Annotated in this window: 10 protein-coding genes and 1 pseudogene; 5 read left to right on the top strand and 6 right to left on the bottom strand. The window is 64.8% G+C overall.

Annotation, left to right across the window (positions count from 1 at the left end):
• Positions 1 to 2: 2 nt before the first annotated feature.
• The 4 genes and pseudogenes from NQ204_RS01875 to NQ204_RS01890 form a co-directional block, all read right to left on the bottom strand.
• The gene (locus NQ204_RS01875) at positions 3 to 425 is read right to left on the bottom strand and encodes a hypothetical protein (RefSeq protein WP_256642913.1); all 423 of its coding nucleotides are present in this window, start codon (positions 423 to 425) and stop codon (positions 3 to 5) included.
• A gap of 59 nt (positions 426 to 484) precedes the next feature.
• Entirely contained in the window at positions 485 to 1,288 is an 804-nt protein-coding gene (locus NQ204_RS01880) for an SDR family NAD(P)-dependent oxidoreductase (protein ID WP_116862308.1), read from the bottom strand.
• A gap of 50 nt (positions 1,289 to 1,338) precedes the next feature.
• A pseudogene (locus NQ204_RS01885) lies at positions 1,339 to 2,871 on the bottom strand (GMC family oxidoreductase); the annotation flags it as partial.
• A complete protein-coding gene (locus NQ204_RS01890) occupies positions 2,865 to 4,208 on the bottom strand; it encodes an alpha/beta fold hydrolase (RefSeq protein ID WP_343238424.1) in 1,344 nt (447 codons plus the stop codon). The pseudogene NQ204_RS01885 and the gene NQ204_RS01890, both read right to left, overlap by 7 nt.
• 221 nt (positions 4,209 to 4,429) lie before the next feature.
• On the opposite strand from NQ204_RS01890, the gene NQ204_RS01895 reads away from it, so the two are divergent.
• The 4 genes from NQ204_RS01895 (at position 4,430) to NQ204_RS01910 (ending at position 9,558) form a co-directional block, all read left to right on the top strand.
• Positions 4,430 to 6,271, top strand: a complete 1,842-nt coding sequence (locus tag NQ204_RS01895) for a glycoside hydrolase family 15 protein (protein ID WP_256642915.1) — start codon at positions 4,430 to 4,432, stop codon at positions 6,269 to 6,271.
• 38 nt (positions 6,272 to 6,309) lie between these two features.
• A complete protein-coding gene (locus tag NQ204_RS01900) occupies positions 6,310 to 7,203 on the top strand; it encodes an SDR family oxidoreductase (RefSeq protein ID WP_256642916.1) in 894 nt (297 codons plus the stop codon).
• Between the two features lie 129 nt (positions 7,204 to 7,332).
• Complete coding sequence (locus NQ204_RS01905) at positions 7,333 to 8,958, top strand: histidine kinase famiy protein (protein WP_488192332.1); 1,626 nt, start codon at positions 7,333 to 7,335, stop codon at positions 8,956 to 8,958.
• A gap of 123 nt (positions 8,959 to 9,081) precedes the next feature.
• A complete protein-coding gene (locus NQ204_RS01910) occupies positions 9,082 to 9,558 on the top strand; it encodes a hypothetical protein (RefSeq protein WP_256642917.1) in 477 nt (158 codons plus the stop codon).
• 40 nt (positions 9,559 to 9,598) lie between these two features.
• On the opposite strand, the gene glgX is transcribed toward NQ204_RS01910, so the two are convergent.
• Positions 9,599 to 11,743: a glycogen debranching protein GlgX gene (glgX, locus tag NQ204_RS01915; protein ID WP_256642918.1), complete on the bottom strand. Its 2,145-nt coding sequence runs from the start codon at positions 11,741 to 11,743 to the stop codon at positions 9,599 to 9,601.
• Positions 11,744 to 12,366: 623 nt separating this feature from the next.
• Here glgX and NQ204_RS01920 point away from each other — a divergent pair.
• Positions 12,367 to 12,774: a BLUF domain-containing protein gene (locus NQ204_RS01920; RefSeq protein ID WP_116862315.1), complete on the top strand. Its 408-nt coding sequence runs from the start codon at positions 12,367 to 12,369 to the stop codon at positions 12,772 to 12,774.
• On the opposite strand, the gene NQ204_RS01925 is transcribed toward NQ204_RS01920, so the two are convergent.
• Positions 12,759 to 12,935 carry a hypothetical protein gene (locus tag NQ204_RS01925; RefSeq protein WP_165835650.1) on the bottom strand — a complete coding sequence of 59 codons (177 nt, stop codon included), beginning with the start codon at positions 12,933 to 12,935 and terminating at the stop codon, positions 12,759 to 12,761. The genes NQ204_RS01920 and NQ204_RS01925 overlap by 16 nt on opposite strands.
• Between the last annotated feature and the right edge of the window lie 279 nt (positions 12,936 to 13,214).

Genomic DNA, 13,214 nt, shown 5'->3' on the forward strand with positions numbered 1-13,214 from the left:
ATTCAGCGCGACGTTGTCGGGGTAATGGTCAGCCAGCCATGGCGACCGGCCTGCCGCTGCTCGACGTAACGCTGTGAAGCCCCCATCCCACGCACCATGCGCTCGATCAGGGCGATATCCGCGGCATCGTCGGTACCCGCATACTGCTCAGGGTCGCGATTGATCTCGGCGCTGACGGCATGCAGTCCGTCGCCCTCGGACACGAAGTGAACCCGGGCAATGCAGACACCGGTCCAGCTCCGGTGCATGTAGAGCGTAGTTCCCTCGCAGTAGAGGAACCACTTGTCCTCCATTTCCAGGGGCAGGAGCCCATGGCGAACGCTGGCCGACTCCGCCGCATCGAGGTGGAAGTCGAGCATCATTACGATATGGCGGGCGGGGAGCGGCCTGTTTTTCCAGTCAACAGCTTTGGCGATGGTGGGCATCATGAATTTTCGGTGGGGTGCCGGCCAGCGGCCGGCACTACCTGGCCCGGAGACAGAGTTTACCCGGCCAGGGTGAAGACCGAGCCCGAGTCTACGCGGATGTTGGCGCCGTTGATGAAGCTGGCGCGTTCGGAGCACAGCAGCAGGACGGCGGCGGCGACCTCTTCGGGCCGGCCGCGGCGCTTGAGCACCATGCCGGGGCGCTCTTCGTCCAGGAAGGTGCGGATGGCCTCCTCGAACGACATGCCCTTTTCCTTGGCGCGCTTGTGCATCATCGCGTCGGTCATCGGCGTATGGATGAAGGCCGGAGACACGGTATTGATCATGACGTTGTCCTTGCCGTACTGCTTCGACAGGCCCTTGGCCAGGCTCAGTACGCCCGCCTTCGAGGCGCAGTAAGGCAGCTCGTCGGTATACGGCTGCACGGCATCTTCCGAGGCGAACAGCACGATGCGACCCCAGCCCTTGGCGCGCATTGCGGGGATGGCCTGGCGGCACATGCGCACTGCACCCATCAGGTTGATATCCAGCGTACGCAGCCAGCCGTTATCGTCGACATCCAGGAAATCGCCGGTGGCGCCGGTGACGCCGGCGGCGTTGACGTAGATGTCGGGGTCACCGAGTTCACTGCGCACCGAGGCCCAGATGCGCTCCACATCCTTGGCATCGGTGACATCACCGGCGACGGCGATGACTTCGCCCAGCGGCGCCAGCTCCTGCAGGGCCTCATCGAGCGTGCCGTCGGGTACGTCGGTGATGGCTACACGTGCCCCAGCCTGCAGCAGCTCGCGTGCGGTCTGTTTGCCCATGCCCGAATCGGCGCCACTGACCAGCGCGATGCGCCCTTCTATTCCGAGATCCATGATGTGTCCTTTGTTGGGGAGAAAGTGGTGCTGCGCGTTGGCAGCGTCTGCAGGAACCGCTCGGCGGTGCGCAGGCCCAGTGCCATCTGGGTCAGCGCCGGATTGGCGGCCAGCGCACTGGGGAAGACGGAGTTGTCGCAGATGAAGAGATTGGGGATGTCGAAGCTGCGCCCGTCGGCGTCCACCACAGCGGTGTCGGGCGAGTCGCCCATGCGGCAGGTGCCCAGGGTGTGGGCCGAGCGCGCGGCGGTGAAGATGCCTGTGGCACCTGCGGCTTCCCAGATGCGGGTCAGCGCGGCCTGGGCGTGTGCGTCCAGTGCGTTTTCGTTGGGGCCATAGCTGAAGTCCACCCGCGCGCGGCGCATGCCGAAGGCATCACGTTCATCGCTGAGGGTCAGCTGGTTCCCCTCCTGCGGCAGGCACTCGCCATTGATGCCGATGCCGGCCAGGTGCCGGTAGGAGGACAGTGCATGCACCAGTGGCTGGCCCCATAGGCCAGCACCCCGGGCGAGGGTGTTGGCCAGTGTGGCCGGCTGCACGCCCAGACTCTGCACCAGGTAGCCGCCGGCGAACGAAGCGTCGTGCGGGCGCACGAAATCCTCTGTGATCAGCGAAGACGGGTAGCCGCGGTTCATGCACATGTCGGCTTCGAAGAAGCCCCACACCTGGGTGGCCACGTGGGCCATGAAGTTGCGACCGACCTGGCCGCTGCTGTTGGCCAGCCCCAGGTTGAGCAGGAGGCGTGGCGTTTCCACGCCGCCCGCGCACAGAAACGCCGCAGAGCAGTTGACCCGGTGCAGGCGATGGTCGCGTTGGTAAATCACTGCGCTGATACGGCCTTGGGCGTCGCGCTCCAGGTCCACCACCCGGCTGCGGTCGCGGATGGCCGCGCCGTGCGCCGTTGCCCACGGCAGCCAAGAGGTATCCATGCTGGCCTTGGCACCATTGCTGCAGCCCTGGTGGCAGGCACCACAGTTATTGCAGGCGTGGCGCACGCCCCAGTGCGCCTGCTGGCGGGCCTGGCTGACCAGCGCGGCGGGCGCATCGGTTGCGATGATGCCCAGCGCGTCGCAACCGCGCTGCATGGCCTGGGCCGAAGCATTTCGCAGCACGGGCGGATAGCCGTACTGACGCGCCGGGTCCCACGGGTAGTGCGCAGGGCCTGATACGCCGATGAAGGTCTCGACGCGCTGCACATACGTCTGCAGTTCTGCCGCTGCGATGGGCCAGTCGGCTCCTTGCCCTGCCAGGGATCGCAGGCACAGATCCCGCGGGTCCGGCCGCGGGCAGAACGCGCCCCAGTGCAGGGTGGATCCACCTACGCCCTGCCCGGAATTGTTTGCCCCGAAAGCGGTAGGGGTCTGGCCTCCACTGAGACGCTCTTCCATCCAGTAGATGTCGGTGGCCAGTTCGTCGGCGAGGTGGTCGTCGGGTCTGAAGGTTCGACCCGCCTCAAGCACCAGCACTGATACGCCGGCCTCGGCCAGACGGGCCGCCAGCGGGGCGCCGCCAGCGCCGCTGCCGATGATGACGGCATCGAACGATTCAGCCTTCCCGTCGTTGCGGTGGGTTCGATTCAGCATGGCAGCTGCCACCCGTCGATGACCCCGGCCTGGGTGTGCTCATAGCCGGGGCTGTGCGCGCCCTTGCCGCCAACAGCAAAGCCGTCATAGCCGACGGCAGCCCACGTCGACGGAAGACTCATCCACGTCCTGGCAAACAATGCCCGCGCATCCTCAAACCAGTGTGCCCACTGCGCGGGGTCCAGCACGGCGCCAGGCGGCACAGCGGCGCTCTGCCGTTGCACCTGCTCAAGCAGTGTGTGCCGTGCCGCGGGCGCAAGCGTGCTGAATCCATTGGCAGCTATATCCAGCTGATCCAGCGCCCGCGCCCATGCGTCCGCATCCGTTGGCAGGTCGGCAAAACGCCAGCCGTCGCTCTCATGGTTCACCAGTGCGTGGCCGACGCGCAGTGCAAGTTCCTCGGCATCTGCGCCGGGTACCAGGCATGACGCCAAGGCAGAGAGCACGGCCAGGTGCCGTGCGGGCAGCGCGGACTCGGGAAGCGGCAGCGGCGCGGCATGTCGGGCCAGCAGGCGGGCCCGCATGCGCGGCGCAACCCGTTCTTCGTCCAGCAGCTGGACGAAGGCTGGCGGCAGTGCACGTGCCGCCAGCGGCAGCGCCCACGCGGCAATGCGCTGGGCCAGCCACTGCGGCTGTTCGATGGGAATCAGGTGCGCAGCATCCGGCACGATCTCGACGCTCGCGTGCACATAATGCGGCGCGTTCAGCGCACGCTGGGCGGCTTCACCCAGGTCACCATCCTCCGCGCCGGCCAGTATCAGCGCCGGCACGTGCAGGTGGGCTGCCTCTTCCTGGCGATGCTCGCAGCTGCCCTGCTTCAGCCAGGCACGCCAGGCGATGGGGTCGGTGCGCAGCACGTCGAGGATGGCGGCTTCGCGGGTGGCACCCTGCAGCGGTCGATGCACGTTGGCGTCGATGAATGCCTCAGCATCGGCCCGTAACGGGCCGCCTTCGGCGAACCAGCCGAGCATCTCCTCGCGGCGTGCCTCTTCCATGGGCTCGGGGCATGGGGGCGATGCCGCCACCAGCACCACGCCGGCCAGGCCTGCCAGGCCCTGTACACCGTCGCGGCTGCGGGCGGCGAGCAGCGTTGCGATCTTGCCGCCCATGCTGTGGCCAACGACAAACCAGCAGGTGGGCGCACGCGCGGTGACTTCCTGCTGGAACCAGTCCACGAGGGCATCAATGTCGGTCGCGTTGCCAGCGAGCGTGCCGCCAAAGCCAGGAATGTCCAGAGCAACGCAGTCGAATCGATCGCCGAGGGCGCGGCGCACGGCGCTCCATTCCTGATGGCTTGCGCCCAGGCTGTGCAGCAGAAAAAGGACAGGACGTTGCATGTAGACCTCAGCGTGTAGCGGCGCGAGCATGGTCGTCCGCGTGTCCATGGGGCGTGCATGCAGGTGTCAACGCCGCGCAATGATCACACGGCGTTGAACACTGCCTCACCCTGTCTGCGCGCGCGGCTCTCTAGGTTCGATGCACCCCACGTCTGGATGTTCATCATGTGCACCCCTACTGCTGTTCCGGCAGCTTTGAACGCTTGTCGGAGGGGGCGTTGATGTCGACGTTTCCGGAAGCGAGAGCCCTCCATAGAAGGAAGATCGGTGAGTCGCCCGTCGCGAGTGGGCGCAGGCGCGACGGTGCGCTGCCCATCGAACAGTACTCGGCGCTGGGCGAAGGTCGCTCTGTTGCCCTGACCGGCTGCGACGGGTCCATCGACTGGTGGTGCGCGCCCAACATGGACAGCCCGCCGCTGTTTGATCGCCTGTTGGACGGCGGCAACGGCGGCTACTTCACCATTGCTCCCACCGAGCCCTGCACGGTCGAGCGCCGCTATCGCGATGAAAGCAACGTGCTGGAAACCGTGTTTACGACGGCATCCGGCCGCGCGTCGTTGACGGAGTCATTGAACAGCGGCAACGCCGGTCGGCTGCCGTGGTGCGAGCTGGCGCGCCGCATCGAGGGCCTGGAGGGTGAAGTGCGCTTTGCGGTGCACATGTACCCCAGCACCCGTGCGCAGTCGGCCAGCCCCTATTGTTCCTCCATCGGCGAGCACACGGTGTTCCATGTGCAGCGGCTGCTGGGCGTAGTGATCCATCATCCGGCGCTGCAACTCCACTGGACCGACGAGGGCGCACGTGGCGAATGTGCGGTCAGTGCCGGCGAGCGGGTGACTGTCGCGCTGGTGGTCGGCGAGGACGAGCCGCTGGTGGCACCGTCGGTGGAGGAAGTGGACGGCCGCATCGATCTGACCGATCGAGAATGGAAGGCATGGGCACGAAACGTGTCCTACAACGGCTGGGACCGAGCCACCTTCGTGCGCAGCACGCTGGCCCTCAAGCTGCTGCTGTACTCGCCCTCTGGCGCCATTGCCGCTGCTGCCACGACCTCCCTGCCCGAGCGCATTGGCGGCGACAAGAATTTCGACTACCGCTACGCGTGGGTGCGCGACGCGGGTTACACGATCCAGGCGTTTCTGGCCGCGGGTCTGGAGGCGGAATCCAAAGCGGCATTCACCTGGCTGCTGCGTCAGCTGCGACGCCATGGGCCGAAGGTGGTATTCACTCTGGATGGCGAGATGGTGGAGCCGGTGCAGGAACTGCCCATGCGCGGTTACCGCGGTACGCAGCCGGTGGTGAAAGGCAATCTTGCCGGCGACCAGCACCAGCATGGCATCTACGGTGACATCTTCGAGACCGCGTTCTGTTTCGTGGCGGCCGGCAACATTCTGGATGGGGCCAGCGCAGAGCTGCTTTCCCGCATTGCCGACCTGTGCGCGGACCACTGGCGCGCGAAGGATTCCGGTATATGGGAACTGCCTGAGCTGGAGCATTACACGATGTCCAAGATCAGCTGCTGGCAGGCGCTGGCGCGGGCGGTCGAGCTGGCCGACCAGGGCCAGCTGCCGACCACGTGCCGTGACCGCTGGCAGCGCGAGCGCGACCGCATCAGTGACTGGATCGAGACCCATTGCTGGTCCGATGCCCTGCAGGCGTTCGAGATGTACCCCGGCAGCGGCAAGCTGGATGCATCGGTGGCGCTGGCGGTGCGCTTCCGCTTCGACGGCCGGGACCGCCTGCTGGCCACCCTGCGCGCCATCGACCGCGAGCTGGGCCAGTCGGATTTCCACTACCGCTACTCGGGCATGCCCGAAGAGGAAGGTTGTTTTATCGCCTGCTCCTACTGGATGGCTGAGGCCTATGCGCGCCTGGGCTTCGTCGATGACGCCCGCGCCCGCGTGGATGCCCTGAACGGCGCACTTGGCCGCTGCCAGGGCGTGCTCAGCGAAATGGTGGACCCGGACACCGGCCACTACCTCGGCAACACCCCGCAAGGCCTGAGCCACCTGGCCCAGGTGATGGCCATGGCCACTGTTGAAGACTCCCAGCGCTGCCCCTGAGCGGCCCACTTTCCCCCGCCCAACGATAAGGATCGACCATGAATGATCGTCTGAAAATGCAGGACCCGCGCAGCCAGTATCCGCAGCCGCCCTTCCCCGCCCAGCCGCAGCCCGTCCCGGGCAAGGCCGCAGCCATGGACCCCGTGCCGGACCACGGTGAAACCAGCTACCAGGGCTCGGGCAAGCTGAGCGGACGCCGGGCACTGATCACCGGCGCCGACAGCGGTATCGGCCGCGCTGCAGCCATTGCCTATGCCCGCGAAGGCGCCGATGTTGCCCTGTCCTATCTGCCGTCCGAAGCCTCGGACGCGGAAGAAGTGTTCGCACTGGTCGAAGCCGAAGGCCGCAAGGCGCTGGCGCTGCCGGGTGACATCACCGACCCGGAGTGGTGCAGGACGATGGTCGAGCGCACCGTGGAAGCCTTCGGCGGCCTGGACATCCTGGTGGTCAATGCGGCCCGCCAGCAATATCGCGAAAGCATTGCCGAGCTGAGCGCGGAGGACTTCGACAAGACGATGAAGACCAATCTCTACGCCATGCACTGGATCTGCCAGGCAGCGGTTCCGCACCTGCCGCCGGGCGCAGCGGTCATCACCACGGCATCGGTGCAGGCCTATGACCCCTCGGCGATCCTGCTGGATTACGCCACCACCAAGGCGGGCATCGTGGCCTACACCAAGGCGCTGTCGGCACAGTTGGTCGAGAAGGGAATCCGGGCCAACGTGGTTGCGCCGGGTCCGTTCTGGACCGCGCTGCAGTCTTCCGGTGGGCAGCCGACCGAGGCGGTGACGAAGTTCGGCACGCAGGTGCCGATGAAGCGCCCGGGACAGCCGGTGGAGATCGCGCCGATTTATGTGCTTCTGGCTAGCCAGGAAGGCAGCTACCTGACTGGTGAAGTCTTCGGTGTAACGGGTGGTGCGGGCATCGCCTGAGCAACGTGCGGCTTAAACTGAACTGTTAAGACTGAACGCGGTCATTTTCACGCCGGTTGTGGCAAGGTGCCGGGCTCTGATGGGCCCGGTGCCATTCCGGTGATCCGATCCAACCGAACAGGGAATCGCGTGTCGAACGATCAATTCAAGGGCTTTCCTTCGCCGTCGGTAAGAAGCGAGAACGCGTTGCCGATCGGTGACAAGCGCTCGGACATCTTCTTCAGCGCCGTTGAAACCACGCGGATGCCGATGATCATCACCGACCCGCACCAGCCCGATAATCCGATCATCTTCGCCAACCGGGCATTCGTTGAAATGACCGGCTATGAGCGTGACGAGTTGATTGGCCGCAACTGCCGCTTCCTGCAGGGGCCGGAAACCGATCGTGACGCGATCGCCGAGATTCGCGAAGCCATCGCCGAGACCCGCGAGGCCGCAACCGAGGTGCTGAACTATCGCAAGGATGGTTCGACCTTCTGGAATGCACTTTTTGTGTCGCCGGTGTTCGATGACGACGGCAGGCTGGTGTACTTCTTTGGTTCGCAGCTGGATGTGTCGCGCCGGCGGGATGCGGAGGATTCACTTCGCCAGGCGCAGAAGATGGAAGCCCTCGGCCAGTTGACAGGTGGCATTGCGCACGATTTCAACAACCTCCTGCAGGTCATGTCCGGTTATCTGGAAATGATCACCGGCACCTCGGAGGAGGAGCTTCGACCCGACAGCTTCGTCAGGCGCGCGGCGACGCAGGCGCAGTCTGCCGCCAACAAGGCCGCGGTGCTGACCCAGCAGCTGCTGGCCTTCTCGCGACGGCAGAAGCTGGAAGGGCGGACCGTCAATCTGAATTCGCTGGTGTCCTCCACGGTTGAACTGGCCGAGCAGCGTGTCGGCGCAGACGTGGCGTTGAAGATGGATCTGGCGCCCGGGCTGTGGAACTGCAGGATCGACACGACCCAGGCCGAGGTGGCCATCCTCAACCTGGTCATCAATGCACGCGATGCACTGAAAGGACGCCCGGGCCAGCGCGTGCTGCTGACCACACGCAACGTGGAGGTCTCCAAGGCTGCGGCCGCCAATGAACTCGATCACCTGCCGGCGGGTCGTCTTGTCTGCATTTCAGTGCAGGACAACGGCAGTGGCATGTCGCCGGACATCGTGCGGCGGGTGATGGATCCGTTCTTCACCACCAAGGAGGAAGGTGAAGGTACTGGACTGGGACTGTCGATGGTCTACGGCTTCGTCAAGCAGTCTGGCGGCACCGTACGGATCGCCTCTGAGCCCGGCGCAGGCACAACGGTCAGCCTGTACTTCCCCGCCACGAACGATGCGCTGACCAAGGATGCCGCACCCACCAACATGGCCATGGACCGGGGTGGCAGCGAGCGCATCCTGATTGTCGAAGACCGCGATGATGTCGCCGAACTGGCGCAGATGCTGCTTGAAGCGGGGGGCTACCAGACCCGTATTGCCAACGATGGCGTATCGGCGCTGGCGCTGCTGGAACAGGGCGAGGTATTCGACCTGCTGTTCACCGATCTGATCATGCCGGGTGGCATGAACGGCGTGCTGCTGGCCCGTGAGGCCAAGCGCCGCCTGCCGAGGATGAAGGTGCTGCTGACGACCGGCTACGCGGAAGCGAGTCTGGAGCGTACCGACGCCGGCGGTTCCGAGTACGAGGTGCTGAACAAACCTTTCAACCGGCAGCAGCTGCTGCGCAAGGTCCGGCTGGTCCTGGAGGGGCCGACCGGCGTTGGCTGAGTGTTCGACTGACCTGAAGCGGGCAACCTGCGCTGAACCTCTGCGCAGCGCTCCATTGAGCGTACGCGGTGCGGCACCCACCTGATTCCTGCGCCCGAGCATGGGCGCCCTCAGGAGAAATACATGCCGCACCACGAAAAAATCGCCTTGTCCGGCGTTGTTGAACACGTGTTCGCCCACCGTTTCACCCTGCTGGCAGATGGCCGGCCTTACCTGGCGGATCTAGGGCCCAAGGGCGCCGACGCCTTCACCATCGCGCCCGGCCTGGCCGTCACTCTGGAAGGCGAACGTCGCCCTTCGGAGATCAAGGTGCTCAGCATCGCCCGTAAAGGTGGCAAGCGGGTGGAGATCGAGCACAAGAAGCCGCACCACGGGCCAGGCCACCATGCCGGGAAGCACGTGCAGATAGACCCCGCCGTCGCGCTGGATGCCGTGAAGCGGGCGGGATGGACACCCGCAGGCGAGCCGCAGCGTCACCCCAAGCACTTTGAGGTGCTGGCCCGCCAGATCAATGGCGACTGGATGGAGCTGCATGTGGACTTCGTGGGCGGGATCTACAAGCAGAAGCCCGCGTCCGCGCACAAGTGGGATATTGCCTAAACAACAGAAGCCCCGCGAAAGCGGGGCTTCTGTATATGGCTCAGCCTGCAGACACGGTCCCGCACCGGAACACGGTGAGGCTGCGCGGTGGGGCCAGGAAGTGGCCGGCACCCTGCAGTTCCTGTTCGCTCGCGAGGGCTGCATCCGTGGTCAACAGCATCGACCAGGCGAGCGAGGCGCCCTCGTCGTCCGGAAGGGCGAAATCGACCCCTTCGTGATAGGCGTTGATCACCACCAGCAGGCTCGCATCGCTGGCATGCTCGCGCACGCCTGATACCTGTGCCCTGCCCTCCAGCAGCAGCCCGACCGAGCGCGCACCCGCGTCATTCCAGTCCTCATCGGTCATCTCCCGGCCTGCGGGATTGAGCCAGGTCAGGTCGCGCACATCGGCCTGTTCGTTGTATTGACCGTTGAGGAAGCGGCCGCGGGTCAGGATCGGATGCCTTTGGCGCAGGGCCAGCAGATCGCGGACGAACTGGGCCAGTCGGCCCTCGGTGGTGTCGCGTTCCCAATCGATCCAGGCCGTTTCGTTGTCTTGGCAATAGGTGTTGTTGTTGCCGCCCTGCGTCTGCGCGCGCTCGTCGCCGGCAAGCATCATCGGCGTGCCCTGCGAAAGCAGCAGTGTGGCCAGCAAGTTGCGCATCTGTTGTTCGCGCAGCGCGTTGATCCCTGCATCGTCGGTCGGCCCCTCGGCGCCATGATTGCAGGACGAATCGTTGCTGGAGCCATCACGATTGTCTTCGCCGTTGGCGTCGTTGTGCTTTTCGTTGTAGCTGACCAGGTCGTTGAGCGTGAACCCATCGTGCGCGGTGATGAAGTTGACCGATGCCCACGGGCGGCGGCCGCGCCGATCGAACAGGTCTGCCGAGCCAGTCAGTCGCGTGGCGAACTCGGCCAGCTTGCCTTCGTCGCCCTTCCAGAAGCTGCGCGCGGTGTCGCGGAACTTGTCATTCCACTCTGCCCAGCCCGGCGGGAAGTGCCCGACCTGGTAGCCGCCGGGGCCGCAGTCCCAGGGCTCGGCAATCAGCTTCACCTGGCTGAGCAGGGGGTCCTGGCCAACCGCATCGAGGAAGCCGCCGCGCTGGTCGAATCCCATTGGCTCCCGCCCCAGGATGGTTGCCAGGTCGAAGCGGAAGCCGTCGACGTGCATTTCCTGCGCCCAGTAACGCAGGGAATCGCAGACGAAGCGAATGGCCTGCAGGTTGCTCAGGTTGAAGGTGTTACCGGTGCCGGTATCGTTGATGTAGTACCGCTTGTCTTCGGCCAGGCGATAGTAGGTGGCATTGTCGATGCCCTTGAACGACAGCGTCGGCCCGAGCTCATTGCCTTCGGCGGTATGGTTGTAGACCACGTCCATGAAGACCTCGAGACCTTTCCCGTGCATGGCCTTGACCATGTCGCGGAATTCGTCGCGGTGGCCGCTGGCCAGGTAACGACGCTTGGGCGCGAAGAAGGCCAGCGTGTTGTAGCCCCAGTAATTACGCAGGCCCTTTTCCAGCAGATGGTGGTCGTCCAGATAGGCGTGCATGGGGAGCAGCTCCACGGCGGTCACTCCCAGGCTGCGGATGTAATCCAGTACGGCAGGCTGGGCGAGGCCGGCACAGGTTCCACGCACGTCCTCGGCTACCTCGGGATGGCGCTGGGTGTAACCGCGCACGTGGGTCTCGTAGACGACCGTGCGGTTCCAGGGCGTGAGCAGGTGCTCGTCCCCTTCCCAGTCATAAGAATCTTCCACCACCACAGCCTTGGGCATGAATGGTGCGCTGTCACGTTCATCAAAGCTCAGGTCGCCGTCGGGGTGACCAATGGTGTAGCCGTAGAGCTCATCTGCCCAGGTCAGGTCGCCATCGATTTCGCGTGCGTAGGGATCGAGCAGCAGCTTGTGGTGATTGAAACGGTGGCCTTCAGCCGGGGCGTAAGGCCCATGCACCCGGTAGCCGTAGCGTTGGCCGGGCTTCACCTCGGGAAGATAGCCGTGCCAGATTTCGTTGGTGTACTCGGGCAGCTCGATGCGCTGTTCGTTGCCGTCGTCATCGAACAGGCACAGTTCGACCTTGGTGGCGTGTGCGCTGAACAGCGCGAAGTTGGTTCCCTGGCCATCGAAGGAAGCGCCCTGGGGAAACGGACGCCCTTCGCGGACGCGGGACGGGGTGGCGTAACGGGTGGATCTGACCTGGTCGCGCATGGGGGAGGCTCTGTGTTCCGGCTGCGGGTTTGCAGCCGGGGAGTCGGGAGCATCCCGGTCCTGCTGTAGAGACCATGTGGCGACGACATCACGCGGATTTGCAATGCGAGCCGCGTGCTGAAGCTTTCAGAATCGGGGGCTTGGGGTTCTATTTCCAGGCTGTCTATGGGCGTCCAGAGGTTCGCAGGCTGTCAAATACGCCCTGGCCTATGGCCTGGCGGTTGCTGCAATGCGTGCAGCTGAGCACGGCGCCGCCTGAAATCGCGGTCAGTCCGACCGGCTCGCACGCGACGAAGTCGCTGTCGCAGGTATGGCAGTGCGCGTGCACCTTCACGATGCTTGGCCCCGTTCCGCGGTCATTCTCACCGCGTTCAACCCGCTCCAGTCGAAACCGGCCTGTCTCGCCGGCTGCGCCGCAGCTGTAGTGATTCTCTCGCTCGCACATGGTCTTTCCAGCCGTGATGTCTGCCAAAGCATCCCTGTCGTGGGGAGAACGTGGTGTGCTGCAGCGTTGATCCCCATGTGAAACCACATGGCGCACGGCCGAGCCATTGGGCGGAAATGATCAAGCACGGCCTGACGGGAAGGCGTACATTATCTTCAGAACCTGACCGGACTGATCCATGCTGCGTGCTGTTGCCTATCGAAGCTTCGCTGTGCCGGGCATTGATGCCCCCCGCCTTGAACGCATCGTACAGGGTGCCCAGCGCTTCAACCGGATGGCCGGCGTCACCGGCGCAATGCTGTTCGATGGGTCGCGCTTCCTGCAGTACATCGAAGGGCCTGCGGATGGCATCGAGGGTGCCATCGGCCGCATCAGGGCCAGCAGTGACCATGTACGGCTGCATATGCTGGGTGACACCGTGGTCGAGGCCCGGCGATTTCCGGCATGGGACATGAGTTGCCTGATGCAGACGAACACTGTGCTGGACCGCTTGTTCGTCGCGCCTTGGGGTAGCTTGGGCGGTTCGTTGGATGACGCCGGGAACCCTGTCGGCGGCGCGCTGCTTCTGCGTCAGTTGCTGGGTTGATCCTCGACCGGCAGAGGCAGATCGACGCTGCTGTCTTCCACAGGGTCGAGAAACGCGTCGAGCTGCTCCGCACGCACGCCCTGCGTGGGTGCTGGTGCGGCTGTGATCGAGCCGGAGAACAGAAGTGCCGGAAACAGCAGCAGTGCAGCCAGTATTTTCATGGTGGTCTTCGGTGTGAGTGGAAGCCGCGCAGAGCTGCTGACGCTACGCCCAAACCTGACCCGGAGATCATCCCGATCAAAATGAGCCCATCAGCCCTCAATCCAGGACCACAGTGAAGCGGGGGGCCAACGCGGACGGGACCATGGCGGCCCGCTGCCGCTTCAGCGCAACCAGTCCATGGAAGCGGTCCGTGCGGCGTTGTAGTTTCGCTCTCCACCCCAAGGCTGGATTGAACAAACAGCGCATTCTCATGCTTCTGGCGGGCGGGTTCTGATGGT

It is taken from the genome of Stenotrophomonas testudinis (assembly GCF_024499815.1).
GTDB lineage: Bacteria > Pseudomonadota > Gammaproteobacteria > Xanthomonadales > Xanthomonadaceae > Stenotrophomonas.

Coding starts and splice junctions, on each gene's coding strand:
- NQ204_RS01880 (WP_116862308.1), bottom strand. CDS start 1,288: ATGGATCTCGGAATAGAAGGGCGCATCGCGCTGGTCAGTGGCGCCGAT.
- NQ204_RS01875 (WP_256642913.1), bottom strand. CDS start 425: ATGCCCACCATCGCCAAAGCTGTTGACTGGAAAAACAGGCCGCTCCCC.
- NQ204_RS01925 (WP_165835650.1), bottom strand. CDS start 12,935: ATGAAAATACTGGCTGCACTGCTGCTGTTTCCGGCACTTCTGTTCTCC.
- NQ204_RS01900 (WP_256642916.1), top strand. CDS start 6,310: ATGAATGATCGTCTGAAAATGCAGGACCCGCGCAGCCAGTATCCGCAG.
- NQ204_RS01890 (WP_343238424.1), bottom strand. CDS start 4,208: ATGCAACGTCCTGTCCTTTTTCTGCTGCACAGCCTGGGCGCAAGCCAT.
- NQ204_RS01910 (WP_256642917.1), top strand. CDS start 9,082: ATGCCGCACCACGAAAAAATCGCCTTGTCCGGCGTTGTTGAACACGTG.
- NQ204_RS01895 (WP_256642915.1), top strand. CDS start 4,430: ATGTCGACGTTTCCGGAAGCGAGAGCCCTCCATAGAAGGAAGATCGGT.
- glgX (WP_256642918.1), bottom strand. CDS start 11,743: ATGCGCGACCAGGTCAGATCCACCCGTTACGCCACCCCGTCCCGCGTC.
- NQ204_RS01920 (WP_116862315.1), top strand. CDS start 12,367: ATGCTGCGTGCTGTTGCCTATCGAAGCTTCGCTGTGCCGGGCATTGAT.